Source organism: Mycobacterium parmense (assembly GCF_010730575.1).
Taxonomy (GTDB): domain Bacteria; phylum Actinomycetota; class Actinomycetes; order Mycobacteriales; family Mycobacteriaceae; genus Mycobacterium; species Mycobacterium parmense.
Map to the genome: position 1 here is coordinate 5,214,209 of NZ_AP022614.1, position 26,876 is coordinate 5,241,084.

General features: G+C 63.4%; 18 protein-coding genes and 10 pseudogenes. 14 read left to right on the top strand and 14 right to left on the bottom strand.

Annotation, left to right across the window (positions count from 1 at the left end):
• Positions 1-130 precede the first annotated feature (130 nt).
• From G6N48_RS24060 to G6N48_RS24075, 4 genes are read left to right on the top strand one after another with little or no spacing between them, the layout of a single operon-like run.
• Positions 131-1,588: a cytochrome P450 gene (locus G6N48_RS24060; protein WP_075630242.1), complete on the top strand. Its 1,458-nt coding sequence runs from the start codon at positions 131-133 to the stop codon at positions 1,586-1,588.
• On the top strand, positions 1,585-2,241 hold the full coding sequence (locus G6N48_RS24065) for a transglutaminase-like domain-containing protein (RefSeq protein WP_085271655.1): 657 nt from the start codon (positions 1,585-1,587) through the stop codon (positions 2,239-2,241). The genes G6N48_RS24060 and G6N48_RS24065 overlap by 4 nt, the downstream gene beginning before the upstream one ends.
• Before the next feature lie 32 nt (positions 2,242-2,273).
• Positions 2,274-3,890: a long-chain fatty acid--CoA ligase gene (locus G6N48_RS24070; RefSeq protein ID WP_085981616.1), complete on the top strand. Its 1,617-nt coding sequence runs from the start codon at positions 2,274-2,276 to the stop codon at positions 3,888-3,890.
• A 48-nt stretch (positions 3,891-3,938) separates the two neighbouring features.
• Positions 3,939-5,081: an acyl-CoA dehydrogenase family protein gene (locus G6N48_RS24075; protein WP_033712837.1), complete on the top strand. Its 1,143-nt coding sequence runs from the start codon at positions 3,939-3,941 to the stop codon at positions 5,079-5,081.
• Positions 5,082-5,467: 386 nt separating this feature from the next.
• Here the strand turns inward: G6N48_RS24075 and G6N48_RS29020 are convergent, their stop codons facing one another.
• From G6N48_RS29020 to G6N48_RS24100, 6 genes and pseudogenes are all read right to left on the bottom strand, one after another.
• Positions 5,468-5,794, bottom strand: coding sequence for a hypothetical protein (locus tag G6N48_RS29020; RefSeq protein ID WP_033711234.1), 327 nt, complete (start codon positions 5,792-5,794; stop codon positions 5,468-5,470).
• Positions 5,784-6,017, bottom strand: a pseudogene (locus tag G6N48_RS29065) (transposase); the annotation flags it as partial. The pseudogene G6N48_RS29065 and the gene G6N48_RS29020, both read right to left, overlap by 11 nt.
• Positions 6,018-6,068: 51 nt before the next feature.
• Positions 6,069-7,120: pseudogene (locus tag G6N48_RS24085) on the bottom strand (ISL3 family transposase); the annotation flags it as partial.
• A 242-nt stretch (positions 7,121-7,362) separates the two neighbouring features.
• On the bottom strand, positions 7,363-8,007 hold the full coding sequence (locus G6N48_RS24090) for an integrase catalytic domain-containing protein (RefSeq protein ID WP_019731991.1): 645 nt from the start codon (positions 8,005-8,007) through the stop codon (positions 7,363-7,365).
• Positions 7,986-8,093 (bottom strand): annotated as a pseudogene (locus G6N48_RS24095) (NAD-dependent epimerase/dehydratase family protein); the annotation flags it as partial. The gene G6N48_RS24090 and the pseudogene G6N48_RS24095, both read right to left, overlap by 22 nt.
• A gap of 52 nt (positions 8,094-8,145) precedes the next feature.
• Positions 8,146-8,804 (bottom strand): annotated as a pseudogene (locus tag G6N48_RS24100) (histidine phosphatase family protein).
• Between G6N48_RS24100 and G6N48_RS28445 the strand changes: the two are divergent.
• From G6N48_RS28445 to G6N48_RS24115, 4 genes are all read left to right on the top strand, one after another.
• A complete protein-coding gene (locus tag G6N48_RS28445) occupies positions 8,692-8,919 on the top strand; it encodes a hypothetical protein (protein ID WP_225337779.1) in 228 nt (75 codons plus the stop codon). The pseudogene G6N48_RS24100 and the gene G6N48_RS28445 sit on opposite strands and share 113 nt — an antisense overlap.
• Before the next feature lie 12 nt (positions 8,920-8,931).
• Entirely contained in the window at positions 8,932-9,804 is an 873-nt protein-coding gene (locus G6N48_RS24105; protein ID WP_007168405.1) for a MaoC/PaaZ C-terminal domain-containing protein, read from the top strand.
• A gap of 152 nt (positions 9,805-9,956) precedes the next feature.
• Positions 9,957-10,232, top strand: a complete 276-nt coding sequence (locus tag G6N48_RS24110) for a type II toxin-antitoxin system Phd/YefM family antitoxin (RefSeq protein WP_007168406.1) — start codon at positions 9,957-9,959, stop codon at positions 10,230-10,232.
• A complete protein-coding gene (locus tag G6N48_RS24115) occupies positions 10,232-10,624 on the top strand; it encodes a type II toxin-antitoxin system VapC family toxin (RefSeq protein ID WP_007168407.1) in 393 nt (130 codons plus the stop codon). The genes G6N48_RS24110 and G6N48_RS24115 overlap by 1 nt, the downstream gene beginning before the upstream one ends.
• A gap of 147 nt (positions 10,625-10,771) precedes the next feature.
• On the opposite strand, the pseudogene otsB reads toward G6N48_RS24115, so the two are convergent.
• From otsB to G6N48_RS28450, 3 pseudogenes are all read right to left on the bottom strand, one after another.
• A pseudogene (gene otsB, locus G6N48_RS24120) lies at positions 10,772-11,931 on the bottom strand (trehalose-phosphatase).
• A gap of 41 nt (positions 11,932-11,972) precedes the next feature.
• Positions 11,973-13,311, bottom strand: a pseudogene (locus G6N48_RS24125) (wax ester/triacylglycerol synthase domain-containing protein).
• Positions 13,312-13,469: 158 nt separating this feature from the next.
• Positions 13,470-13,697, bottom strand: a pseudogene (locus tag G6N48_RS28450) (IS1595 family transposase); the annotation flags it as partial.
• Positions 13,698-14,030: 333 nt separating this feature from the next.
• Here G6N48_RS28450 and G6N48_RS24135 point away from each other — a divergent pair.
• Positions 14,031-15,389, top strand: a pseudogene (locus G6N48_RS24135) (IS1182 family transposase); the annotation flags it as partial.
• 300 nt (positions 15,390-15,689) lie between these two features.
• Here the strand turns inward: G6N48_RS24135 and G6N48_RS24140 are convergent.
• The 5 genes and pseudogenes from G6N48_RS24140 to G6N48_RS24165 form a co-directional block, all read right to left on the bottom strand.
• Entirely contained in the window at positions 15,690-16,643 is a 954-nt protein-coding gene (locus G6N48_RS24140) for an SDR family NAD(P)-dependent oxidoreductase (protein ID WP_007168413.1), read from the bottom strand.
• On the bottom strand, positions 16,640-18,217 hold the full coding sequence (locus tag G6N48_RS24145; protein WP_007168414.1) for a flavin-containing monooxygenase: 1,578 nt from the start codon (positions 18,215-18,217) through the stop codon (positions 16,640-16,642). The genes G6N48_RS24140 and G6N48_RS24145 overlap by 4 nt, the downstream gene beginning before the upstream one ends.
• Before the next feature lie 21 nt (positions 18,218-18,238).
• Positions 18,239-19,127 (bottom strand): annotated as a pseudogene (locus G6N48_RS27885) (metal-dependent hydrolase).
• A gap of 48 nt (positions 19,128-19,175) precedes the next feature.
• On the bottom strand, positions 19,176-20,078 hold the full coding sequence (locus G6N48_RS24160; protein ID WP_170826078.1) for a metal-dependent hydrolase: 903 nt from the start codon (positions 20,076-20,078) through the stop codon (positions 19,176-19,178).
• A gap of 445 nt (positions 20,079-20,523) precedes the next feature.
• A pseudogene (locus tag G6N48_RS24165) lies at positions 20,524-21,123 on the bottom strand (TetR/AcrR family transcriptional regulator); the annotation flags it as partial.
• 97 nt (positions 21,124-21,220) lie between these two features.
• On the opposite strand from G6N48_RS24165, the gene G6N48_RS24170 reads away from it, so the two are divergent.
• The 5 genes from G6N48_RS24170 to G6N48_RS24190 are packed head-to-tail and all read left to right on the top strand — an operon-like array spanning position 21,221 to position 26,856.
• Positions 21,221-22,069, top strand: a complete 849-nt coding sequence (locus G6N48_RS24170; RefSeq protein ID WP_065517438.1) for a CoA transferase — start codon at positions 21,221-21,223, stop codon at positions 22,067-22,069.
• Positions 22,066-23,241: a thiolase family protein gene (locus tag G6N48_RS24175; RefSeq protein ID WP_019732177.1), complete on the top strand. Its 1,176-nt coding sequence runs from the start codon at positions 22,066-22,068 to the stop codon at positions 23,239-23,241. The genes G6N48_RS24170 and G6N48_RS24175 overlap by 4 nt, the downstream gene beginning before the upstream one ends.
• Before the next feature lie 9 nt (positions 23,242-23,250).
• Positions 23,251-24,927: a long-chain-fatty-acid--CoA ligase gene (locus G6N48_RS24180; RefSeq protein WP_007168424.1), complete on the top strand. Its 1,677-nt coding sequence runs from the start codon at positions 23,251-23,253 to the stop codon at positions 24,925-24,927.
• Positions 24,924-25,700: an enoyl-CoA hydratase/isomerase family protein gene (locus tag G6N48_RS24185; RefSeq protein WP_007168425.1), complete on the top strand. Its 777-nt coding sequence runs from the start codon at positions 24,924-24,926 to the stop codon at positions 25,698-25,700. The genes G6N48_RS24180 and G6N48_RS24185 overlap by 4 nt, the downstream gene beginning before the upstream one ends.
• 7 nt (positions 25,701-25,707) lie before the next feature.
• A complete protein-coding gene (locus G6N48_RS24190; protein ID WP_007168426.1) occupies positions 25,708-26,856 on the top strand; it encodes an acyl-CoA dehydrogenase family protein in 1,149 nt (382 codons plus the stop codon).
• The last annotated feature ends 20 nt before the right edge of the window (positions 26,857-26,876 follow it).

A 26,876-nucleotide genomic window follows, 5' to 3' on the forward strand; every position in this document is an offset into this window, starting at 1 on the left:
TGTCACGCCCCACCGCGAAGGACCCGTTTGACAAACAGGGCAATTATGTATAACTATTAACATTGGTGGCCCAACTGTAAACAGCTGGTCGATCCTCCATCCCACGACGACCACAGGCCGGGGAGCGACAATGGTTAACCCGCTACACGCACCCGTCGATAAAGCCCGGGAACGGTTATCTTCGGTCATCTTGATTCCCGCGCCGCAACGGGTGGACGACGGACTTCGCCGGTGGAGTCGGCGGTGGCCAGTGCGTGAACTAGCCGCGCCCCCGGCCGGAAGCGGACTGCGACCGGTTCTCGGTGATGCCGGGCTCCCCTTGGTCGGGCACACCCTCGACTACATCCGGTTTGGGTCCGACCTGGGCAGAGAGCGCTACGAACGGTTCGGATCTGTCTCGTGGATGGGAGCGTTCGGCACCAAAATGGCGGTCATCGCGGGCCCCCAAGCTACCCAGGAGGCGCTCACCACCAACGCAAAGGCGTTCTCGCAAGACGGCTGGGCCTTTCTCATCGACGCGTTCTTCCACCGCGGATTGATGCTGATGAGCTTTGACGAACACCTCATGCACCGGCGCATCATGCAGGAGGCCTTCACGCGGCCGCGACTGGCCGGCTACGTCACCCAAGTGACCCCTTGCGTCCGCGCAACCCTGCCCACGTGGCCGACCGGCCCGTCCGTCCGCATGTACCCGCTGTTGAAAAACCTGACCCTCGACATCGCCACCGATGTGTTCATGGGTGGCCGAGGCAAAGACAGCAGCGACGCCATTAACCAGGCGTTCGTCGCTACGGTACGCGCGGCCAGCTCACTCGTCCGCGCGCCGCTTCCCGGCACCCGCTATCGCGCCGGGATCCGCGGCCGACGGGTGCTCGAGGAATACTTCGCCCGGCACTTGCCGGCCGCCCGGGCCGGCAACAGCAATGACCTGTTCGCCGCGCTGTGCCATGCCAGCACCGAAGACGGACAACGTTTCAGTGACTCCGATGTCATCAACCACATGATTTTTCTGATGATGGCCGCTCACGACACATCGACCATCACCACCACCGCGGTAACTTATTACCTGGCAAAGCATCCAGAATGGCAAGATCGGGTTCGCGCCGAAAGCGATGCTCTCGGCGACCGATCACCCGAGATCGACGATTTGGAAGCGCTCAGGTCGCTCGATCTGGTGATCAAGGAATCCATGAGACTCGTGGCGCCGGTCCCGCTAGTCATGCGCAAAACAGTGCAAGACACCGCAATAGACGGCCACTACATTCCCCGCGACACGCTTGTGGCGATCACCCCCGCCGTCAACCATTTCGTCCGCGAAGTCTGGCACGATCCGGATCGCTTCGACCCCTTACGTTTCGACGACCCGCGCCGCGAGGACCAAGCTCACCGCTTCGCGTGGCTGCCCTTCGGCGGTGGCGCGCACAAATGCATCGGCATGCACTTCGGCACCCTCGAGGTCAAAGCGATCCTGCACCAGATGCTGCGCACGTTCACCTTCGGCCTCGACACCGACTACCGCATCCGCTGGGACAACACATCGCTGCCGATCCCGGTCGACGGGTTACCGATCACGCTGCGCCGCCGATGAAGACAGAATTTGCGCGGTTCCTCGCAGCCACCGAATTCCTCGACTGGAAACACGATGCCGTGCAGCAGTTCACCGAATCGGCGACACGCAACGCCACCGATTCCGTCGATAAGGCGTGCCGCATCTTCACCGCTGTCCGTGATTCGATCTGGTACGACCCGTATTCCGTCTCCGACGACCCGCGCCAGTACCGAGCCAGCGCGGTCGCCGTCGCCGAGCGCGCCTACTGTGTCCCCAAGGCGGTGCTCTTGACGGCTGCATGTCGCGCCGCGGGGATTCCGGCGCGGTTGGGTTTCGCCGACGTCCGCAACCATCTACAGACCGCGAGTCTCCGTGAACGGATGGGTGGTTCGGACGTTTTCGTCTACCACGGCTACAGTCAAATACTGCTGAATGGTCGGTGGGTCAAGGCCACACCGGCATTCAACCGCGAGTTATGCGCGCGCTTCCGCGTCGCTCCCATCGAATTCGACGGTCAGCGAGACGCCATGTTGCACGCCTACACAGGCGATAGTTCTCAACACCTGGAATACCTCCATGACCGTGGTGTTTTCGACGACCTTCCCCTCACGGAAATCATCGACGCGCTGCGCGACAATTACGGCGAACTCATCTACGAACCTCCTCCAGTGCCGGACTCATTCACCAACTAGCAGTTTGAAGGATTGTGCCTGTGCAAAGCACCATGCAGGATATCCCCTTGACCGTAGCCTCGATCGTCAGGCACGCGACATCCATCCACGCTGACAGCCAAGTCGTCACGCCGACCGGATCGGGCTACCGCACAACGACCTACGGTGCGCTCAAGCGACGAATCAGCCAGTTGGCCAACGCACTACGGAGTCTGGGCATAACTGACGATCAGCGCGTGGCCACCTTCCAATGGAGCAATCAGGAACACCTGGAAGCCTACTGTGCGGTGCCGTCGATGGGCGCGGTGCTTCACACCCTCAACCTTCGACTCACCGCAGAACAACTTGGCTACATTTCAGATCACGCCGACGACAAGGTCATCATCGCGGACGTCTCTGTGGCACCGCTTCTAGCGAAGGCACTGCCGACGATGTCGTCGGTGCACACCGTGATCGCAGCGGGCGACGGCGACCTGGAGCCGCTGCTGGCCAGCGGTAAAAACGTGCTGCGCTACGAGGACCTGCTTGCTGATCAAGACGGCGAATTCGACTGGCCAGAGCTCGATGAGAGGTCGGCCGCGGCGATGTGCTACACCAGCGGCACTACCGGAAACCCGAAAGGTGTTGTCTACAGTCATCGTTCCACCTATTTGCACTCGCTGACTGGCTGCACACCCAACGTGCTGTCCATCGGTGAAGAAGACCGCGTCTTGGCGATCGTCCCGATGTTTCACGCGAACGCATGGGGGCTGATCTATTCCGCGCTGATGTGTGGAGCCGACCTCGTGCTGCCCGACCGATACCTGCAGGCGGCACCGTTGGTTGCCATCATCGAGGACACGCAGCCGACCGTGGCCGGTGCGGTACCGACGATCTGGAATGACGTGCAGCATTTCCTGGAATCCGAACCGGAGCACGATATTTCGTCGCTACGCCTGGTCGCCTGCGGCGGGTCGGCCGTTCCAAGGTCACTGATGGAGCACTTCGAGAGTGAATTCGGTGTCCCGATCCTGCAGGCCTGGGGGATGACCGAAACCTCGCCGCTGGCAACCGTGGCGCGCGCGCCGAAGGGGACCAACGGCGAGCGCCAATGGGAGCTACGCGCTTGTCAGGGTCGTCCCGTCTGCGGTGTCGAGATTAGGCTGCGTGGCGACGATGGCCGTACCCTGCCCTGGGACGGACGGTCTATCGGCGAGATCCAGGCCCGCGGACCGTGGGTCACCGGCTCGTACTTCGGCGACAACGACTCCGACAAGCTCGACGAAGGATGGCTGCGCACCGGCGACGTGGGTCGCATCGATCAACACGGCTACCTTACGCTTACCGACCGGGTAAAAGACGTCATTAAGTCAGGTGGCGAATGGATTTCCTCGGTCGACTTGGAGAATGCGCTCGTTGCCCATCCAGCCGTGCATGAGGCGGTGGTGATCGGCGTGCCCGACGAGAAGTGGCAGGAAAGACCCTTGGCGTTGATCGTCACGAAGACCGAAACCAGCTTGGATATCAACGAATTGCGGGTCTTCCTGGACGGCGCGGTCGCCAAGTGGTGGATCCCGGAGCGCTGGGCGTTCATTGCTGAGGTTCCCCGAACCAGTGTGGGCAAATACGACAAAAAATTGCTGAGAGCACGCCACGGCGCCGGCGAATACCAGGTCGTGTACTGCGGCTAACCCGAAAAGCCGCCAACGTCGTCAGCAGCACCTAACCGAAAGGACACCATGACAGTCGCCTCACCTTGGCTCAGCCCGGAATTGGAAGCGCTTCGTGATCTCGCCGCAAAGTTCGTTGCCACTGAGATTGCACCCCACTCAGAGCGCTTCGCCGAGCAACACCATGTCGACCGGGCGGTGTGGGAACGAGCAGGCGAGCTGGGCCTGCTGTGCATGTCGATGCCGGTCGAATACGGCGGCGGCGGCGGGACGTTCGCGCACGAAGCAGTTCTGCTCGAAGAGCAAGCTCGAATCGGGGACAGTTCGTGGGGCGCCGGCCTGCACAGCGGCATCGTCGCACACTACATCCTGCACTACGCACGGGAAGACCTGAAAAGGCAGTGGTTGCCCAAGATGGCGTCGGGCGAATTGATCGGTGCCATTGCGATGACGGAGGCTGGAACCGGATCTGACCTTCAAAGCGTGAAGACGCGCGCCGTCCTCGATGGGGACGAGTACGTCATCACCGGCTCGAAGACGTTCATCACCAATGGTCAGCAAGCCGATCTCGTCGTCGTCGTGGCCAAGACCGACCATACCCAAGGCGCCAGCGGTATCTCGCTGATCGTCGTGGAAGCCGATCGCCCCGGGTTCCGGAGAGGACGAGTCCTCAGCAAAATAGGTCAGCGCGGTCAGGACACATCTGAATTGTTTTTCGACGGCGTGCGCGTCCCCAAGACGCATCTGCTAGGCGACACCGAGGGGCAAGGCTTCTTTCAGCTGATGACGCAACTGCCGCAGGAGCGACTTATCGTCGCGGTCGGAGCGGTTGCCGCCATGGAATTGGCCTTGCACCAGACGATCGAATACACGCGCCAACGAGAAGCATTCGGGCGAACGATCTTCGGGTTCCAAAATACCAAGTTCACCCTCGCTGAAGCCGCCACCGAAACAAGGATTGCGCGAGTGTTCCTCGACCACTGCATCTGTCTGCATCTCGACGGTAAGCTCGACGTGCAAACTGTCGCGATGGCCAAATGGTGGACGACGGAACGGGCGATGAAAGTCCTCGACGACTGCCTGCAGCTGCACGGCGGGTACGGATACATGACGGAGTATCCGATTTCGCGTCTCTGGGTTGATCAGCGAGTACAGAAAATCTACGCGGGGTCTAACGAAATAATGAAAGAGATTATTTCGAGGTCGCTTTGACAAGATAGCGACGACCGAACGCCCGGTGTATCAACGCAGATGAGGATCTGCTATTCGAGACAGGCAAGCTCCACTGCAGACAAAAGCCATCCCGGTGCCGTATCGGCGGACACGGCGGATCCGTCAAGCTCCCGCGGTTCCCCCTGGCCTCAGGGCTTATTCGCGGACGAGGAGTGTCCGGCTGCAGCTGTCCTCTCGCCACGATTCGTTCTCACGACGTGAATCCCGGAATCCGGCAACGCCGTCAGCCCACGTTGCCGACCTCGGCGATCTTGATTCCAGTAAGGAAACTTCTCACATGCTGCGTCGGGGGCGTGATGCATCACGTCAAGTTGCCCGCGAAACCTGATCCATGCATCACGTAAGGAATGCCCGCGAAAACGAGGTCAACTGGCGGTCTTGTTCTGGATGCGGATGCCGGATCTGACCTCGGGTAGGGCGGTGGGGATGGCGGCGAGGTAGAGGTGTTCGGTCTTGTTCTTGGCGAGTCTGAGCAGGGCGGCTTGTAGATCGGCGATCTGGCGTGCGATCGCGGCGGGGTTCAGGGTGTCGCGGTAGGCAAGCAGCTCCGATTCTTGGGCTGGCGAGAGGACCCCGGCTGCCAGCAGCCGGTCCAGTGGGGTCATGGGCTCGTCGTAGAGGCGGCGGCGCTGGCCGTCGCGGCCAGCGCCGTAGCCGATGGGTTTGATGGCTCTTCGTAATTCAGAGTGCATTGACAAGTTGGTGGAGTGCTCCGCTGTGTAGTAGTGAGCGCCAACGGTAGTGGGTGAGGTTGCGGAATCCGAGGGCGTTGCGGCGCAATGCTTCCAGGCGGCCGTTGATGGCCTCGGTGGGTCCGTTGGAGACGTGGTGGTCGAAGAAGGCCAGGATGTCGGCGCGGCGGCGCGATAGCGTGCGGCCGAGTTGGGCGATCTCCTCCAATCCGGCGGGTACGCCGCGCCGACTTCCAGGCGGCCGTTGATGGCCTCGGTGGGTCCGTTGGAGACGTGGTGGTCGAAGAAGGCCAGGATGTCGGCGCGGCGGCGCGATAGCGTGCGGCCGAGTTGGGCGATCTCCTCCAATCCGGCGGGTACGCCGCGCCGTATCGACTCGATCAGCCTGGTCATTGCCTTCTTGCCGTGACGTCGGTTCGGGTCGGCGTAGGCGGCGATGATCTTCTGATAGATCAGCCAGGCGACCTTGACGGCGAGATGGTCGTCGCCGTCGAGCACCTCGGTCAGCCGGGTGTATTGGCGTGGGGAGAGCAGCTGCAGGCGGGTTCGGGCGATGCGCCGGATCCCATAGAGCGGGTCACCGGTGTGTCCGCGCCGACCCAGGGTCTGCTGCTGGATGCGTTGGCGGATCAGGTCGAGCTTGGTCCCGGCCAAAGCCACAACGTGGAAGGGGTCCATCACGGTGACCGCGTCCGGGATGACCTCGGTGGCGGCGGTCTTGTAGCCGGCGAACCCGTCCATCGCAATGACCTCCACGGCCCGGGCAAAGTCGGTGGGTTGGGCGGCCAACCACGTGGCCAGTGCGGTCGCTGAGCGTCCTTCGACCAGGTCGAGCAGGCGTGCCGGGCCGGTCTGGTCGTGGGTAGGCGTGAGGTCGATGATCAGCGTGACGAACCCCTCTGTGCCGCGACGCCGAGGCGCCCAGCGATGCTCATCGACACCGATCACCGTCACCCCGGCCAGCCGATCCGGCCCGGTTGTGGCGATCAGGCCGGCGGTCGCACGCATCGCGATGGAGCTGACAGTATGCCAGGACACCCCGAGTTCGGCGGCGATCGCCGAAATGGTGGTGCGGTCGATCATCAACCGCCGCAATACATACCGGGCACAGCGCCGCGTCGTCGATGAGCGCGGGGCCGCCAACTTGCCCAGATCCTGGTTGAACACTGCCCGCCCACACGCTGGCGTTGTGCAGCGGTAGCGAGGTAGGGCACCCTGCAGCACCAGCGGGTAGCCGGCCACCGGCAGATCCGTCAACGGCCGAGTCACAGTGTCGCGGTAGCGGCCCTCCCGGCCGCAGTCCGGACACCTGGCGTCACAGGCCACCGGCCTGCAGTCGTCGTCGTCTCGTCGACCGCGGCGTCGGTGATCGTCACCCCCAACTCGATGGTGCGCATGATCGTGTCGGCAACAACAGACGGCGGGCAGGCAGTAGCCTCAGGCAAGGGTCACCTCGGTGGTGTTGGTGAAGCGGCGTGTAGGAACCTGAATCGTCACCCACCGAGGCCCCACCTCAGCTCAACGACACGAACCCCCACCGCGGATATCCGCCAACCACTGCTGCACGCTCATTTCCGCAGAGCCGGTTTGATGGTGGGCGTCAGGTAGTTGAGCCGGTCGTTGACCAGCCTCCAGAGCCGGTTGAGCACCGCACGTTCCTCGTCGGTGTCATAGCGGTAGTAGAACCCATACTTGCGGACGAGGTGGTTGTTCTTGGACTCGATTGTGGCCTGATCGTTCTTCTTGTACGGCCGCGACCTGGTGAAGAAGATCTCCATCTGCGCAGCCCACTTGATGACGGCCTTGTTGAGGAATTCGGTTCCGTTGTCGAAGTCCAAACCGGTTACCTCGTAAGGTATTTCATGGACACCGGCTTTGAGGGCGCCGAGGATGTGAGTGTGGGCGTTGTTGCGTTCGGTGCGGGTGAAGACCCAACCGATATGCATATCGGTGAGGTTGACGGTCCGGGCGAACTCGCCTTTGAGGGTTGGACCGCAGTGCGCGACGGTGTCGCCTTCGAAGAACCCCGGAGATCCCTCGACCTCGTCGGTTGCCTTGCGGATCTTGATCGAAGACCGCAGCAACGGGGAGGCCTTGGTGGTCGATTTCCCCTTGATCTGGTCGCGCGCCTTGACCGCACGCAGGTAGCGGTCGATCGTCGCGCTGCTCATCGCCAACAGCTCGGCACGCACCTGCGGGCTGTAGCGGTCCACACCTGCGCGTCCGGCCGGGTTTCCAGCAGGCGAGGTACGACGCGGCGACCAATAAACCCGGTACCGCCGGTAACGACATAGCGCATGCAAGCCATCGTGGCGGGTCACACCGCGCACGTCAACCATGCTGTCCAGGCATCAGCCGGCGAAGTTGCGGATGCCGTCCCAGTCCACCAGCGTCCAGCCGGTCATCGGGTTTCCGGTGATCACCACGCGGCCGACGTTGGGCAGCGGATGACTGGTCGCCAGGCTGTCCTTGGCGTTCTTCGTGTTCATCAGCGTCCAGTACTCGATGGCGTACAGATGCGAGAACACCACCGGTTGGTTGTGGCCGCTGTTGTAGATCTTCTGCACGGCCGCGGTGAACCAGTCGTTGAACTCCTTGCCGGTGATCGACCCGGGGATGCGGTCTCCGACGTCGCCGTTGAGCCAGTCCGCCGGTACGTCGAGGGGGCCATCGAGACGGGCTTGCCCTCGTACCAGCCGGCGTTGATCTCTTGGATGCCTTGCAGCACCTCGACTTGCTTGCCGAGTTCGGCGGCCAACGGCGCGGCGGTCTGTTGCGTTCGCACCATGGTGGAGGCGTAGACGGCGTCGTACTTGTTGTGGGCGAGTTGGTGCGCGACCTGTTCGGCCTGCCCCTTGCCCTCCGGGGTCAGGCCCGGGCCCGGCACGTCGGTGTCGATGACGCCGCTGGCGTTGGTCTCGGACTCCGCGTGCCGGACGAACGTCACGGTGATGCTGTGGGCCTGCGGTGACCCGCCGCAGGCGCCGACGATTACCGTTGCGGCCAGCACGGCTACCGCTTTTGAGGCCTTCCTGATCAAGCTGGGATTGCGCATGGCGATAGCCTGCCCCGCCGACGGTGCCGGTGGGAAGGGTTTGCGATGGTTGGGTGGCAGAAAAGCTTGAAGGGAGACTCGTATGGCGATTGACCCGAGTGCCGTCGGTGCGACGACGGAGCCGATGCTGTTCGAATGGACGGACCGGGAGACGCTGCTCTACGCGCTCGGTGTCGGCGCCGGAACTGACGACCTATCGTTCACCACCGAAAACAGCCACGACATCACCCAGCAGGTGCTGCCCACCTATGCGGTGATCTGCTGCCCGGCGTTCGGTGCGGCGGGCAAGATCGGAAAGTTCAACTGGGCCATGCTTTTACACGGGTCGCAGGGCATCCGGCTGCACGCACCGCTGCCGCCGGCGGGCAAGCTGTCCGTGGTCTCCGAGGTCGCGGACATCCAGGACAAGGGCGAGGGCAAGAACGCGATCATCGTGCTGCGCGGCCGCGGCACCGACCCCGACTCGGGGGAGCTGATCGCCGAGACACTCACCACGTTGGTCATCCGGGGCGAGGGCGGGTTCGGGGGAGTGCCGGGTCAGCGGCCGATCGCGCCGGAGTTTCCCGACCGCGAGCCCGATGCCCGGATCGCGCTGCCCACCCGTGCGGACCAGGCGCTGATCTATCGGCTCTCCGGTGACCGCAACCCGCTGCACAGCGACCCGTGGTTCGCCAGGGACATGGCCGGTTTCCCGAAGCCGATCCTGCACGGGCTGTGCACCTACGGGGTGTCGGGCCGCGCGCTGGTCGCCGAGCTGGGCAAGGGCGTGGCCGCCAACGTCACGTCGATAGCGGCGCGATTCACCTCGCCGGTGTTTCCAGGGGAGACGCTGACCACGCTGATCTGGCGGACGGAACCGGGCAAGGCGGTGTTTCGGACGGAGGCTTGTGGCGCCGAAAGCGCGAACGCGCGGATCGTGTTGGACGACGGCGCGGTGGAGTACGCGGAGGCCTAGCCGATGGCTTAGAACCCGGTACGTCGCCCCGGCGCGCAGGCGTTCACTGGTGCGCCTGGCCTGCCGTCCAGCCATGACCTGTCCCGCATTCGGCGGGCTTCGGGGGGATCGCTCGGGCGCTAAGCTAAACAGCTATGTGCTACAGTTAGCACATGTCTACGGTGGGCGTTCGTGAGCTGCGGCAGCGGGCCAGCGAACTCCTCCGTCGGGTCGAGGCCGGCGAGACGATCGAGATCACCGACCGTGGTCGGCCTATCGCCCTTCTCTCGCCGATGCCGGAGGGCGGTCCGTACCAGCAGATGCTGGCAAGCGGCGGGATCGAACGTGCGACGCTTGACTTTGATGACCTTCCCGAGCCGGTCCGACTCAAAACGGGTATCGAGCTGCCGTCCGTGACGCTTGCGCGCCTGCGTGAGCACGAGCGTTGATGGCGGCCATCTACCTGGACTCGTCCGCAATCGTCAAGCTTGCAGTTCGTGAGCCAGAGTCGGATGCGCTGCGTCGCTACCTTCGCACCCGGCTGCCGCGGGTGTCGAGTGCCCTTGCGCGGACGGAGGTCATGCGGGCTCTGCTCCACAAGGGTGAATCAGCCCGAAGAGCCGGACGCCGGGCGCTCGCGAGCCTAGACCTACTACGCATCGACAACCGATTGCTCGATCTTGCTGGTGGGCTGCTGCCAATCGAGCTACGCACCCTCGATGCAATTCACCTGGCGACTGCCCAGCGGCTCGGCATGGATCTTGGCCGGTTGTGCACTTACGACGACCGCATGCGCGACGCCGCCGAGGCGCTCGGCATGGCAGTGATTGCCCCGTCTTGATCGGCTACCTAGGGTGGCGCGTGAGGCGGCCAACGCTTCATGTCCCGGCATGTCGCGCCAACCTCGTGCCACCGCCGAATGGGGACACCGTCGTGCTGGATCACTCGAATGTTGGCACCCTGAGCGCCGTTAGAACCGTTGCCGTCGCTAATTTACGCGGGCGTCACTTAACCGCTGTGCCAACCTTTCGGTGAACTCGGCGGCGCGCGCGGGACTGTCCAACGCAAACAGCGCGGCGGTGGCGCGGTCGCCGTCTTCGCTGTGTCGCACCAGGATCGGGATACCATCATCGCGGACCGCGTCGAACGCGTCCTCGTCGGTGATGTCGTCGCCGAGATAGATGGGCACCAGCGGACGCGCGTCGGCCTCGCGCAGGTGATCGATCACCCAGCGAAGCGTCTTTCCCTTGTCCCAGTCCATGTCCGGACGCAGCTCGATGACTTCGCGACCCGTCGTCACCCGAAGTCCGTCCCGCCGGCCCGCCGCGCGCACCGCCGCGGCAACCTCGCCCACGCGGTCCCGCGCGGCGTTGCGGTAGTGGACCGCAACGCCAAATCGCTTGTGCTCCATCATAACTCCGGGGATCGAGTCGAGCCGGTCGCGCAGCTCGGCGGCGGCCTGTTCGAGCACCGGTGTGGCCGCCGCCGCGGCGTCGTTCTGGTGGTGTGTGCCGTCGGGTGCGGTCAGCTCGAAACCGTGGCTGCCGGCATACCAGATCCCGGGCACACCGAGGCGCTGTGACACGTCGGCGAGGTCGCGGCCGGACAGAACCGCGACCGGGCATTGCGCGGCCAGCTTCCGCAGCGCCTCGACCGCGGCGGCGACGGGCCGGGCCGCGGCGGGATCGTCGACGATGTCCGACAGCGTGCCGTCGAAGTCGAAGAACATATGGCCGGCCTCCGGTCGGTGAGGGCACCGAGGGCCTGCACAGCATCGGGTAGCTGGGACATCCGGTGGTCCCCGGTGCGCACGGCGACCTCATCCAGATCGCCGACCACGGCGTCGGCGCCGACGCGCCGCAGGGCGTCACTTTGCCCTGTTCGGTCGAGGCCGATGACCAACGCGAATCCGCCGTCGCGCGCGGCCTGGACGCAAGCCGCGTTGTCGGTAAGGACGGCGCATCGCCCCGGGCGGACCGACAGCTTGTCTGCTGCCTCACTCAGGGTGTCGCGGACGTTACCGTTCGACGCGAAGACGCCGGTGTCGACGCCGGCTTCGCGCAATCGCCGGGTCAGCGCCTGGGTGCGGTCCAACGCGGTGTCGAACAGCACCGCGTCATGGCGGCGCGGGTCGATGGTGACCGGCATTGACCAACCTTCTCACGGTGTTCAACGCCGGTGAGAGCGGGTCAGTGACGTGCCGGCGTGGGTGCCGACGGTCGCGGCCGCTGCGCCTGGCCCGGAAACGCGCGCGCCGCGCGCGTGCGCCGGCGGTCCTTGCTGAACAGCAACACCGAATCCTGGCTGAGCGCCACCATCCGTGCCATGCCCAGCTCGATACCGGCTGCCAGCTGCTTGACGTCGGCCGTGGCGTCGTATTCGGCGGTGATGCCCGAATACCAATTCGTCGCCGTAGCTGAGCATCGCGACCCCGGTGCTCAGCTGCAAGGCGATCGGGGGGATCGGCAGCAGGCGCTCCATCGTCTGGCCCATCAGCCGCAGCTGATGGCGAGGCCCGGGCGCGTGGTTCGCCAGCGTTACGAGGCCGCGCTGCGGGAGCCTGGGTAACAGTTGTATGAGGTTGCCGCGCAGCATAGTTGGCAGACAATTGATCGCAGACTCCACGATACCGGGCGGAGATTTGTCGGCGTGCTGCGCTTTCCACCGGCTGTGCACGGTCCGCAATTGCTGGACCGGGTCGTCATGCTCGACGGGCAGGTATGGCAGTAGTGCCGAACGTACCGGCATCGGCACCAGGGTGCGCAGCGAGTCCGCCCGCGGTTCTTCGCCGCGGCGTAGCAGAACCCTTCGGAAGCCCTCGGTGATGGCCGCCAGCGCGACATCGTTGACGGTCACACCGAATTTGCGGCACACGCACTCGACGTCGGCAATCGGGACGCGCACCGTGCTGTAGCGCCGCAGGACCGGGTCGACCGAGGGCCGTGCCGTCGGCCAGATCGCCCCGACGAAGTTGCCGGCGAGTGCCCCAGCCCACTCCAGGGGCCAGCCGCGCTTCGAGGCCTGCGGCGGCGAATCATGTTTGTCGCCAACACCGTTCGCGAATGCATCGTGGTCGGCGTCGTCGCAAAGCCGGGTGAGCAGGTGGGCGGCTGAGTTCCCGTCGGCCAAGCCGTGGTGGATCTTCATCAAGATTGCCCACCGGCCGCCTTTCAGGCCCTCGATCACCCAGCACTCCCACGGCGGACGGTCCAGGTCGAGGGGACGCTCCAGGGCGTGGGCGATCGCGCCGGACAGCTGGGCGTCGTCGCCCGGGCGCGGAATCGCCACCCAGCGCACATGATGGGCCAGGTCGAATCCGGGACAGTCGATCCACTCGAAGCTCTGCGTCCGCAGCACCTGTGTGCAGCGCGGTATCGACTGAATCCGTTCCGCCAGCAGCTGTTTCAGCAGTGCGTAATCGGGGACGCCACCATCGACGATGGCGACCGCGCCGATCACCAGGCTGGCGTACTGATCGGGATCTTGAGCTCTCAGGTACGCCGTATCCAGTGTTATCGCTTGCGCCATGCGCAGTCCCCGCCCCTCGTTTCTCGCACTTGTACCAGTATTTGCGCGGGACCTCCGGGGCGGTAGGCCAGGAGCGTTAAGAATGTGTTTAGACCCGTTAAACAGCTCGCCTAAGTCGAACATACTTATTGCTTATCTGCTTAAGTGGACTCGTTTGCTTAAAAAAATTCGTCAAAAGTACTGCCGGGCAGTGGTTTAGCAGTTGCTCGCAGAGTTTGCTCTTGGCCTTCGGCGGCGCCGATGAGGTCGGCTAGTGGGTGGGGATCGGTGTTGACGCTTTGTTGCAGGAGTCGGTAGAAGAGCATTCCGCGGGCTTTTGACCTGCGGCGATTGAATCTGAAGGTGAACTCGTCGAGGTAGTACTGCAGGTGCTCGCGTTCCACGCGGGTGTAGCGGCCATGACAGGAGCGATCGTCGGCGCCCGCGACGGCGTTGAATCCATCCCTGCTCGCTGGCTCGAAGCACTCGAAGACGGCGACCGCGGACGCACCCACGTGAAGCAGCTCGCCGCGCTTCTGCTCAGGTAGCGCGCTCTGCGCCCTACCCCCCCGCTCACCTAGGTGCGTGGGTCGGTATCCACGAGTTGTTGGTGTGTCACGCTGATGGCGACGTGGATGGTCGGGAAAACTGTGTCCATGGATTTGATGACGGCCCAGGATCAGCTGTTTGAGACCGAGTCCGCGCGGCCTCGCTCGTCATCGTCACCGGGCGAGGTTTCGGTGGACAAGACGTTTCGGGCCTATGACCAGGATCAGTCGTTTTTGATGCCGCCGTCGTTGCGGGATTGGTTGCCTGACGATCATCTGGCGTTGTTTGTGTCCGAGTTGGTCGATGAGGTGCTTGATCTGGCAGTGTTTTTCGCCTCCTACAGCGAGGCCCGGGGCTTTCCGCCGTATCACCCGCGGCTGATGCTCAAGCTGCTGCTCTACGGGTACACCAGCGGGGTTCGTTCATCTCGCAAGATCGAAGCCCGTTGCCATGACGATGTGGCGTTTCGGTACCTGGCCGCCAACACCGCACCGGACTTTCGCTCCATCGCCCGCTTTCGGCGCCGTCACCTCGCCGCGCTGGAAGCCCTGTTCCTGCAGGCGCTGACCCTGTGCCAGCAGGCGGGCATGGTCACGATGGGCCGGGTGGCCCTCGATGGCACCAAGGTCAAGGCCAATGCCTCCCGTCACAAGGCGATGAGCTATGACCGGATGTGCGAGGCGGAGCCGGCCCTGCAAACCCAGGTCGAGCAGATCATGCGGGAGGCCGAACGCGTCGATATCGACGAGGACCAGGCCCACGGCCCGGACAATCGTGGCGGTGACCTGCAGGGCGAATTGGCCCGCCGTGAGAGCCGGCTGGCCAAGATCCGCAAGGCCAAGGCCGACCTGGAACAACACGCCAAAGACCAGGCCGCGGACAAGGCCCGGGCAAGGGCGCAAAACGCCGGCCATGATGACGACGCGGCCGCGCGGGCCGCCGAGCAGGCAGCACAGTGCGCGACCGTCAAGCCCAAGGCGCAGCGCAACTTCACCGACCCTGACGCCCAGATCATGAAGACCGCCGACGGCAGCTTCCACTACTGTTACAACGCGCAGGCCGTCGTCGATGAAGAACATCAGGTGATCGTTGCGACCGACTTCGCCGAATCCGGCGCCGACAACCCCGCATTCGGCGAGCTGCTCGCCCAGACCATCACCAACACCGCGACCACACCGCGTCAGACGCTCGCCGACGCCGGCTACTTCAGTGAGAACAACATCGACGCCGCCCACAAGGCGGGCACCGATCCGCTGATCGCGACCGGCCGGCTCGCCCACGGCGAGCAGGTTCCCGACGCGCCACGGGGACGGACACCGAAAAATGCGACACCAAAGGCGCGGATGGCCCGCAAACTTCGCACCAAGAAGGGCAAGGCCGCATATTCGCGGCGCAAGGTGATCGTCGAGCCGGTGTTCGGGCAGATGAAGACCACCCAGGGGGCGAGTCGACTCCTGCTCCGCGGCCACCATCACGCCCGCGCCGAATGGCGCCTGCTCGCCGCCTGCCACAACCTGCGAACCCTCCTACTACAACATTGCAGCGCAGGCTGCGGCCGGCTGAAAGGGTCGTGCGCAGCGAGTTACGGCCACCGATCCGCCATCCCGCGGAATGCGGCCCGCCCGATCACACCACCAGGCCAACAAAACGCCGCCCGATGCCCTCCGTCCAGGACAAATCCACCTGCCGACCCGACAAATCCGTTACCGACCCACGCACCTAGCCGGGGGCAGCAGGAATCAAGATCACTACAAGTCAAGTCCCCACGGAATCAGGGGAACCCCTTCACCCGAGCTGCACGGCGTATTGACGGCAGAGCACCTACGATTGGCCGCTGATCAGCCCGCACCCTACTTTCCCGTGCTGGTGACCGGTGCCGCCGCCTCGGCTCCACCGGCGGCAAGCTCACCCTGGTCCGCAGCACCCACTGTCTTTGACAGGCGAGCACCCAGCCGCTGAAATGCGTCCACCGAGAATGGCTGCATCATACGGCGGTTGACACCAGGGGCGATACGGAGCATGAAATAGCCCAGCCAGGCCTCGGTGCGCACCGGCACGACCGCCAAATCAAACCGTACCGCACGTACGACGGCACGAGCTACGAGGTCCGAGCTCATCGGCGAGACCCTAAACTTCTCGCTAAATTCCTGGAGCTTCTTCGTGAACTGCTTTCCTTGTTCGATCAGGTTCTGATCGACGCCGACTACGATCGCGCGATCAGCGATGTTGGTGTTGATCACACCCGGGCACACGGCGCTGACGCCGATGCCTCTCGGTCCGAGTTCGAGCCGCAAGCACTCGGTCAGCATCTTCACGCCCGCCTTGGACACCGAGTACGGCGCCATCACCGGCGTGGGTGTGAACGCCGCCGCTGACGCGATGTTGACGATGTGGCCACCGCCGCGCTCAACCATCTGGGCGCCGAACACACGACATCCGTGGACGACACCCATTAGGTTCACACCGAGTTGGCGGTCCCAATCCGAGGGACTCAGCTGCAAAAAGTGGCCGCCCACCAAGATACCTGCGTTGTTGACCAATACATCGGTGTAACCGTGATCGGCTAACACATCGCGACCGAACACCGCCCAGGCGTCGGGGTCGGTGACGTCCAACTGCGCCGCCGACGCGCCGAGGCCGTAACCGCGGATCATCGCGGTGGTCGCTTGTGCCGCATCCAGATCGATGTCGGAGACCACGACGTGGGCGCCGAGCTTAGCGAACCTGATCGCTGTCGCCCGGCCAATGCCGCTTCCAGCCCCGGTGACCACCACCAGGCGCGGTCGCAATCGGTTGAACTTCACAGGCTCTCCTTCGTCATGGCCGCGGCTGCGTCCAGAACCGCAACGCCCCTGCTGTATCGGTAGACATCAAGGTTGTAATAGCGGTTCTGCCAGTACATTTCGCCGTGCGTCGACGGCCGAAACGGTGAATCGCCCTGGTTATTAATGTAGTAGGTGTTCGAACCCGCACACGCCGGAGTGAACAGGAAGTTATTCTGTTGGCGCTTCAGGCATTTCCGAAAATACTCGTCGTGGGCTTCCTGACGAATCTCGCAGACCGTTGCACCGCGGCGCTTCGCTTCGGCTATGGCGCGGCTCAGGTGAGCCGATGTCGCTTCGATCATCCACAAGTACGAGCCGAGCACGAATCCGTAGGGCCCGGTGATTGAGAACATGTTCGGAAATCCGGGAACCGAAACACCCTGGTACGACTGGTATCTCTGCTCACTCCAGAACCGCCCGAGATCGACGCCGCCCCGCCCGATGACGGGGAAGGGAGGCACCGCGCCCGCCTCCCACAGCTTGAACCCGGTCGCGCAGATCAACACGTCGATCTCGTGCTCCACGCCGTCCGCCGTCCGTACCCCCTTCTTGGTAATGCACTCGATCGCATCGGTGACCAGGCTGACGTCGTCGCGGTTGAAGGTACGCAAGTAGTCGTTTGACATCGACGGGCGCTTGCAGCCTAACCCGTAGCGTGGGATCAGCTTCTCCCGAACGACCGGGTCATCGATCTGGCGGCGCATCCAGCGGCGGGTAGGAACCTCAAGCATCCGGCGGCTCGCGTTCGTCAGCCACTGTGGACCGACCCACATCCCGGCCATGCCGACCTCGGTTGCGACGGTTCCCACCAGGCGGATACCCGAACGGATTCGCTTACGCCCCAGAACCCACCGGATGGCGGACGTGACCTCCTTGTCAGGTTTTGGGAACACCCATATCGGTGTTCGTTGGAAGACTGTCAAATGTTCGACTTCGTCGACAATGGCCGGGACGACCTGCAGCGCCGTTGCGCCAGTGCCGATGACCGCGACGCGCTTGCCCGCCAGCGCCACGTCATGGTCCCAGAGTGCGGTGTGCATGAGCACACCCCCGAACTCGTCGAGACCCGGGATATCAGGCATCTTCGGGCGTTCGAGGCCACCGACCGCCATGACTACATTTCGGCCGGTAATCTCCTGATCGGCGTCGGTAGTCAATCGCCATAGGCTATTGCGCTCATCGAGCACCGCCGAGGTGATCGTAGTGTTCAGCCGCAACTTTTGAGCTAGGCCGTACTTGTCCACAAGGTCGCTGGCGTAATCGCGAAGCTCGTAACCCGGAGCGAAGATCCGCGACCAATCACCACGCTGCTCGTAGGAAAAGCTGTAGACAAACGAGGGAATATCCACCGCCACACCCGGATAAGTGTTCGCATGCCAGGTGCCGCCCACCTGATCCCACTTGTCGACAATCACGAAGTCGTGAATGCCTCTGCGTTGCAAGGAGATACCAGCACCGATACCGCCGAATCCAGCGCCGACGATCACGACTTCATGGTCTGGAGTGACACGCTCGACAGTCGGTAACTGCTCGATGTCGATCGTTGTACTCAACTTGAACTCATGGCCTTCCTGCTACTTGAGATGACCGACAAGGGCACCGTCGTCGCCGAACAGCTCCTGCCGCCACTGCTGCACCAGCGCGGTCGTGTCGATGTCGTCGGGATGGAAGCCCGGCTTTAGGTACATGCGCAGATCGGCCATCAGCCCCTGCACCAACGGGTCCCGGAACACCGCACGCGTTTGACGCGCCACTTTGATCGGGCGCCATCCCCGCGGATCGGCCAAAATAGACAACAGCACCCCGATCGACACCACCGGGATCGTCAGGATGTACAGCACCGCCATCACCCCGATCCGGAGCCACTCCGGCCCATCGACGGCCCGGTAGACGTCGAACGCCACCGACTTATGTTCCAGCTCTTCCACCGCGTGCCAGTTGAGCAGGTTTCGCACCTCGGGATCGCCAGGAATCTTTTGTATCTCTTCGCCCAGCATGCGCTCAGCCAGTGTCGCGGTGTAGTGCTCGGCCGCCGCCGTGACCGCCAGGGGTACCCGCGCTGGCAGCAGGTTCTCAATTCGCACGATCAACCGCTCCCGGCGGCTGTCATGCGGGAACATAAACAGCCGGACAATCGGGTAGCCCATCTCGATGAGCTTCTCGTTGAGCCGGCGGTGTTCCTGGCCGTGCACCGACTCCTGGCCAAATGAATCCGGCCACCCGCTTCATCAGTACCGGATCGGTCATCTGATCGGCAAAGCGCCGAACCGACCGGATAAACAACTCCTCACCTGGCGGAAACACGCCGGACAGCAACGCCACAAGGTGGCTGAACACGATATTGCCCTCAACGAAATGGTGGTCCATCGGCTCGGGATCGCCGAACCAAAACCGAATCCGCCGAGCCTTAGGATACGTACTCTCGGCTACTTTTTCGGCTGCTGTTCCGCTTTTCGCAGCCATTGCCTGACTAGCTACCATGGCAATCCCTTTTGTTGTGGATGTTCGCAATCACTTCAGGTAGCCGACGAGTTCTCCGTCGGTGCCGAAGAGTTCCTCTTGCCAGTGCTCCAACAACGCGTTCGTGTCGATGTCGTCAGGATGGAATCCCGGTCGCAGATATTTCGTAAGGTCTGGGATCAAACCCCGGAAGATGGGGCCACGGTACAGCCGATAGGCCTCCCGTATCACCCGTAGCGGCTGACGACGCCCATCCGGGTCGTGCGCCAGCGAGTAAACCAATGTGACGGCTATGAGGAGAAGCAGGGTCGGAATCATCACGGCCATCACACTCCTGCGCATCCGCTCCGTACCTCCCGCCACCGTGCGGAAGACATCGAATGCGACCGATTTGTGCTCAAGTTCCTCCACGGCATGCCAGTTCAGCACGTTCCACACCTGCAACTCGCCCGGAATCGCCTGGATTTCCTCTTCGCCCAGCGTGCGCTCAGCAAGTACGGCGGTGAAGTGTTCTGCAGCTGCTGTTACCGCCAGGGGTAGCCGCGCAGGCAGCCGCTCCTCCAGTCGCTTGACCCAGTCGTTAAACTTCTTCGAATCCCACCAAGCGATCGGGTAACCCATGTCGATGAGTTTCTCGTTCAGCAGGCGGTGTTGCTGTCCGTGGACCGATTCCTGGCCGATGAAGCCCGCCACCCGTTTCTTCAACGTGGGATCGGTGACCTCATCTGAGAATCGACGCACCGACCGAATAAACAACTCCTCCCCTGACGGGAACGCACCCGATAGGTTCGCCACGAAGTGGCTGAACACGATGTCGTCGTTGACGAAGTACTTGCCGTGTGTGCCGCCGTCGCCGCCAAACGGAAAGCTTATCCGTCGGGTCCTCGGATAACGGGATCCAGCGCTCGCTGCGGTCACCGACTTTGCCTCTTGCCTTGCGTGGTCACTCGCCATGAATGCTAGCCCCTTCCTTGAACGTGTGACGTGTAGTTCCAGGTACCAATAGTACTAGGTGTTGGAACCACGCTACTGCGGATCCACGAGGTCGGCAAGCATCCGGCAAGCATCACGAAAAGTGCCCGCGAAACGCCCTCGGTGCATCACGTAAGAATGCCCGCGAAACGGTGATCCCCGCCAGGCATGGAGAGTGGGCTGTCGATGTCGTCTCGTGCCGAGATCACCGCGAAGTTCGCCAAGGCGTATGTGAAGGCGTCGAAGGCGAATAAGGGGCAGATTCTGGATCAGGTGGTGGAGGTCACCGGCTGGTCGCGTGACAATGCTCGGCGCCGGTTGACGGCCGCGGCCCGGCCGCCGGGAGCGGGCCGGCAGGTCGCCAAACGACCTCGCCGGCAGCGCAAGCCGAAGTATTCCTATGACGCGCTGAAGGTGCTGGGCCACTGGAGCGAACGGCGACGTGCAGTGTCGGTTTGTCGTCGTCTGACTCGTCTGGGCGGGAGACTTGATCCCACATGGTGTCGATCATCGGTTGCAGGAAGAGCTGTCCCAGCTGTCGGACCATGATGTCGATGATCTGGGTGGATCCGCTTCGCTCCGCATTTGCGATACCGGCGTCGCGGGCTTTGATGAGCTCCGTTCGGGTCAGCTCTGTCAATCGCTGGAGCAGTTGGCCTTTAGACCCTGCGGGGTCCAGTAGCGCGCGGCGCAGATAGTTGACGACGGCTGGGTTCGATTCGAGCATCTCCTTCACAGCCACGTCACGCGCCGTGGCGACTTGTCTTGGTGTTCCATCAACGGGGACCTGCGCGATCGTCTGCGCGAAGTAGTCGACGACGAGTTGTTCAACGGCGCGGCGGATTCCGTCCTTGGTCTTGAAGTGGTGGACAACCAGCCCGACCGTGACGCCGGCTCTCGAGGCGATATTTCGCATCGACGTGCGGTCCTCCCCGAACTCCGCGAACAGGTCCATCGCGGCGTTGCGAATGCGCGCCTTCGCGGTCAGGTCGTCTGCGCCTGCGCGTGGATCGGCGAACGGTCCCATGCGTCTCCTTCGTTCCGGGCAAGTGTACAGTGAACATCACTTCTTGTACAGATAGGAAGCTTCCTGTACAGTCGTACGGTATCAATTGAAGGACCACATGGTGCAGGGCAGTCTGAACGGCGTTCGCATCGTGTCGCTTGCGGTGAACATCCCGGGCCCGCTCGCGGCGGCACGGCTGGCGCGCTTCGGCGCGTCGGTAACAAAGGTGGAGCCCCCTACCGGAGATCCCTTGGCCGCGGTCGCGCCCGGCTGGTACGCAGAGCTCGCCAGCAAGCAGACGGTCTTGGTTCTGGACCTCAAGGACGCCGGCGACCGCGCCAAGCTGGACGTCGAGCTGACTTCCGCCGATGTGTTGCTCACCGCCATGCGCCCTTCGGCGCTACGCAGGCTCGGGCTCGACGACGCGCATGTCAGGTATCCGGGGCTCTGTCACGTCGAAATCGTGGGCTACGACGGTGACCTCGAGGAGCGTCCTGGCCACGACCTGACCTATCAGGCCACGCACGGCACCCTGCAGCCCCCGTTGATGCCGGCGGTTCCGGTCGTGGACCTCCTGGGTGCCGAACGTGCCGTGTCCGGGGCCCTGTTGGCGCTGCTTGATAGGCCGAATTCCGGTGCCGGCCAACACGTCCGGATCGTACTGGCGGACGCCGCAGCCGACGCCGGCGCAGCCGTGCGGTACGGCGTCGCAGGGCCCGGCGACCCGCTCGGTGGCGCGACTCCGACCTACGGGATCTACGCCAGTGCCGACGGCTATATCGCCCTGGGCGCAATCGAACCGCATTTCCAGAAGCGGACCCTCGAGGTCCTGGGCGCAGCAGATACCCACGAGGATCTCGCACGAGTCTTTGCCGGACAAAGCACGCGCCACTGGGAAGAAGTCGCCGAGACGGTTGACATCCCCATCGTTGGAATTCGTACACCGGAACAAGGAGTGGAACATTGAACGCGCGCGAAGCAGTGATTGTCGGGGCGGTGCGCACGCCGGTGGGTAAACGAGGTGGCGCTTTGAGCCGGTGGCATCCGGCCGACTTGCTCGGTCACACCTTGCGAAACCTGGTGGAGCGCAGTGCGATCGATGCCAAAGACATCGATGACGTCATCGTCGGCTGTGCGATGCAGCATGAGCACCAGTCCGGAAATATCGGGCGGCACGCGGTGCTGGCTGCGGGTCTACCCGAATCGGTGCCGGCGGTCACCATTGATCGCCAATGCGGGTCCGGTCAGCAGGCGGTCAACTTCGCTGCATTCGGCGTCACCGCGGGCATCTACGAGCTGGCGATTGGGTGCGGTGTGGAGTCGATGTCGCAGGTGCCGATGCCTGCGTCGTTCATGCCGGGCGCGCCGCTCGGTCCGCAGTACTCGCCCGTGGAGTTGGCCCGCTACGACGACAACTTGGTGGCGCAAGGGGCGGCGTCGGAGTTGCTGAACTCCAAGTTCGGTATTTCTCGCGAGGAACTCGACGAATTCAGTATCCGAAGCCATGAGCGAGCATTCGCCGCGACCCGGGCGAAAAAGTTTCGCGCGCAGTTGGTGCCGATCACCGTCGATCCGCTGGATCCGTCGGCGGCGCCCGTCAGTGCCGACGAAGGAATCCGTGAGCAGTTGGATCCGGCGAAGATCGCGTCGCTGGAGCCTGTTTTCGCGGCCGACGGCCGCACAACCGCGGCCAATTCTTCCCAGATCAGCGACGGGGCAGCGGCGTTGCTGATCGCCGAGCGTGGCTACGCAGAACGCAGCGGGCTGGTTTCGCGGGCGCGGTTCCTGGCGATGACGGTCGCCGCGGCGGACCCGGTACTGCAGTTCACCGCGGTACTGGACGCCACCCACAGGGCGCTCGAGCGCGCCAACCTGAGTGTCAGCGACATCGACTTGTTCGAGGTCAACGAGGCCTTCGCCGGGGTGCCGCTGATGGTGCAACGCGAGTTCGGCATTCCCGATGACAAGCTCAACGTCAACGGAGGCTCGGTCGCAATCGGGCATCCGCTCGGGTCGACCGGGGCCCGCATGCTCACCGATCTGCTGTGCGAACTCGAGCGCACCGGACAGCGCTACGGCCTGCAGACCATCTGCGAGGCCGGCGGAACCGCCAACACCACCATCATCGAACGAATCTAAGGCACAGACATGGTCAGGGAAATCGTGAAGGGCGTGCCGTCGACGCACGGCGACCACTACCAGCTCAACACCACCAACCTGATCAGACATGCGGCGCGCACCTATCCCGAGCAAGAGGTCGTCTACCGCACCACGGAGGGCGACTGGCAGCGGTACACCTACGCAGACTTGTACGTTCGGGTCAAGCGGGCGGCGAACGCGCTCAGAGGAATAGGGATCGGCCCGGCCGACACAGTCGGAGTGCTCGACTGGAACAGCAAGCGGCACTTTGAGCTCAGCTGGGCCATTCCCGGCATCGCCGCGGTGATGCTGCAGATGAATCTGCGGCTGGCCACCGAAGACCTGAGCTACGTCACTGACCACGCCGAGGCGCAATGGATCCTGGTCGACGAGACACTCCTTCCGGTCGCCGAGGCGTTGGCTCCACACGTGCCGAAGGTCAAGGGCTGGATCGTAATGTCGGATAAGCCGCTCACCGAGATCGACACCACGCTGGAAAACGTCTTTCACCTCGAGGACCTGATGGCCGAGTCCGACACCGAGATCGACTGGCGGGTCATCGACGAAACCTCTGCTTACAGCGCGTGTTACACATCGGGAACGACGGGTCGGCCGAAGGGCGTCTACTACTCGCATCGTGGCAGCTACCTACACGCGATGGCGATGGCAGCAGCGATCAATCTCCGTCGCGAGGACACCGCGATGCTCATCACCCCGATGTTTCACGGCCAGTCGTGGGGGCTTCCGCACACCGCGATGTGGACCGCGGCGAAGGTGATCCTACCCGGCCGCTACCTGGCCGAGAACACGCAAATGCTCGTCGACGTGATGATCGCGGAGAATGTGACCGTCGCGAACGGCGCACCGGCGATTTTCCAGCCGATGCTGGACTACATCAAGACCCTTGCTGTGAAGCCAGATTTCAGCAGGACGAGACTGCTGTCCGGTGCGACCGAGCCGGCGAAGTCGCTGATGCGCGATTTCCACGAGCTCACCGGCGCCGATTTTGTGCAGGGCTACGGTGCGACCGAGACGACGCCGCTGATCACGATGAACATGGGCATCAAACCGTCCCTGCAGGGCACGATCACCGACGACGAGAAATGGGATTTCAAGCGTTTTCAAGGGCTGCCCGCTTCCGGTATCGACATCCGGATCGTCGACGACAACGGCAATGACCTGCCGCACGACGGTAAGAGTGTCGGCGAGGTACTGATGCGTGGGCCCTGGGTCATCGAGCGATACCACCAGCTCGACGACGACGACAACGCCGACCGCTTCCTCGACGGTTACTGGCGCAGCGGCGATGTCGGCACAATCTACCCGAACGGGTATCTCAAGCTCACCGACCGCCTCAAGGACGTAGTCAAGAGCGGCGGTGAATGGATTTCCTCTATCGATATGGAGAACGCCATCGTCGGACATCCGCTGGTGAAGGAGGCCGCGGTTGTGGGGATCAGCCATCCGAAGTGGCAGGAACGTCCGCTGGCCATCGTCGTGCCCGTCGAAGGTGGCGTGCTGACCCGCGATGACATCGTCGGTTGTCTGCAGGGGCAGTTCGCCAAGTGGCAGATGCCCGACGCGGTTCTCTTCGTCGAGGCGTTGCCGCGCACCAGTGTCGGCAAATTGGACAAGAAGATCCTGCGGGCCGAACACGCCGACGTTTACCGGGATGCGGTCACGTGAACAAACAAATTTTGCGATCGACTCGCGACGGTGCGGTGGCCCTGCTGGAGATCAATCGCCCGAAGTCGAAGAACAGCCTCAACGACGAGCTGTTGGGCGCGATGGGGGCCGAGCTGGCGGCGTTGCGGTCCGACACGGCCGTGTTGGCCGTGGTCATCGCGGGCGCCCACGGCATGTTCTGCGCCGGCGCCGACATCACGGCGTTCGACGAGATCCGGGCCCGGCCACTGGTCACCGGAGAGTCCAATGAGAGCTTCTGGTCGATACTGGCTGCGTTTCCGAAGCCGGTCATCGCCGCGGTCGAGACATACGCACTCGGGGGCGGCTGTGAGCTGGCGTTGGCCTGCGACATTGTCATCGCCGGCGAGTCGGGCCAATTCGGACTTCCCGAGGTGAAGATCGGCGCAATCCCTGGCGCTGGCGGAACTCAACGCCTCATTCGGGCGATCGGCAAATCCAAGGCTATGGCAATGCTTTTGACGGGCGATTCCATCAAGGCCCAGGAGGCGTGCGATGCAGGGTTGGTAGCCGAAGTCGTCGCCGACGGCGAGGCCGTGCCACGGGCGCTGGCGATGGCGCAACGGATCGCGACGAACTCCCCGCTAGCGGTGGCGCTGGCCAAGGATGCCGCTGTGCACGCGTTTCAGACATCACTGACGCAGGGACTCGAACACGAGAAACGGAATTTCTACGTGGCGGTGCATTCCGCCGACAGTCACGAGGGCCAGGCGGCATTCCTCGCCAAGCGCGCGCCCCAGTTCACCGGAAAGTAGGTAAAGCATGCCCGGACTCTTATTCCCGGACTACGTCGTTCCGTGGGAGACCGAGGATCAAAAACTCCTGCGCAAGCACGCCGCCGAGTTCTTCCGCAAGGAAGCGACTCCCAACCAAGCCAGGTGGGCGAAACAGCAGAAGGTGGACCGAGAATTTTGGAACAAAGCCGGCGCTGCCGGGCTTTTGGGCCTCGACCTGCCCGAGCAATACGGCGGTGGTGGCGGCAGTTTCGGTCACGAGGCGGTGGTGATGCAGGAGCGCGCCTACGCGCACGACACCGCGTTCGGTTTCTCCGTGCATTCGACGCTGGCTTCCCACTACATCGCCGAGTATGCCTCCGAGGAGCAGAAGAAGCGCTGGATCCCGAAGATGGTCAGCGGGGAGATGGTGATCGCCGTCGCGATGACCGAACCGGGCACCGGGTCAGACCTGCAGTCGATTCGCACCACCGCGGTTCGCGACGGCGACGAGTACGTCATCAACGGCTCGAAGACCTTCATCTCCAACGGTTCCCACTGCGACCTGGTGGTGATCGTGGCCAAAACTGAGTCCGGACTGTCGCTGATGGTGGCCGAAACCGAAGGGCTGGCGGGTTTCCAGCGCGGCCGGGTTCTGGAGAAGGTCGGCCAGCACGGCCAGGACACCCGGGAGCTTGCGTTCACCGACATGCGGGTGCCGGCCGCAAACCTGCTCGGCGGCGTTGAGGGCAAGGGCTTCGCCCAGTTGATGGAGCAACTTCCGCGCGAGCGGTTGACCATCGGGGTCGAGGCGATCGCGATGGCGGAGGCGGCGGTAGTAGAGACGATCCGTTATGTCAAGGAGCGCACCGCGTTCGGCAAGCCCCTCCTCGCCTTCCAGAACACCAAGTTCGTGCTGGCCGAATGCAAGGCGGAGGTGCTGGCCGGCAAGGCGCTGATCGACTACTGCACCGGCCGGTACCTCGACGGAAAACTCGATGCCGCAACCGCATCGATAGCCAAGATGTGGGGATCTGACAAACAAGTAGAGGTCACTGACAAGTGCCTGCAGCTTTTCGGTGGATACGGCTACATGATGGAATACCCGATCGCGCAGATGTATGCGGCGGCTCGGGTGCAGAAGATCTACGGCGGCACCAACGAGATCATGAAGGTGCTGATCGCGCGAAGCCTGTAGACAGACACACAAAAGGAGCA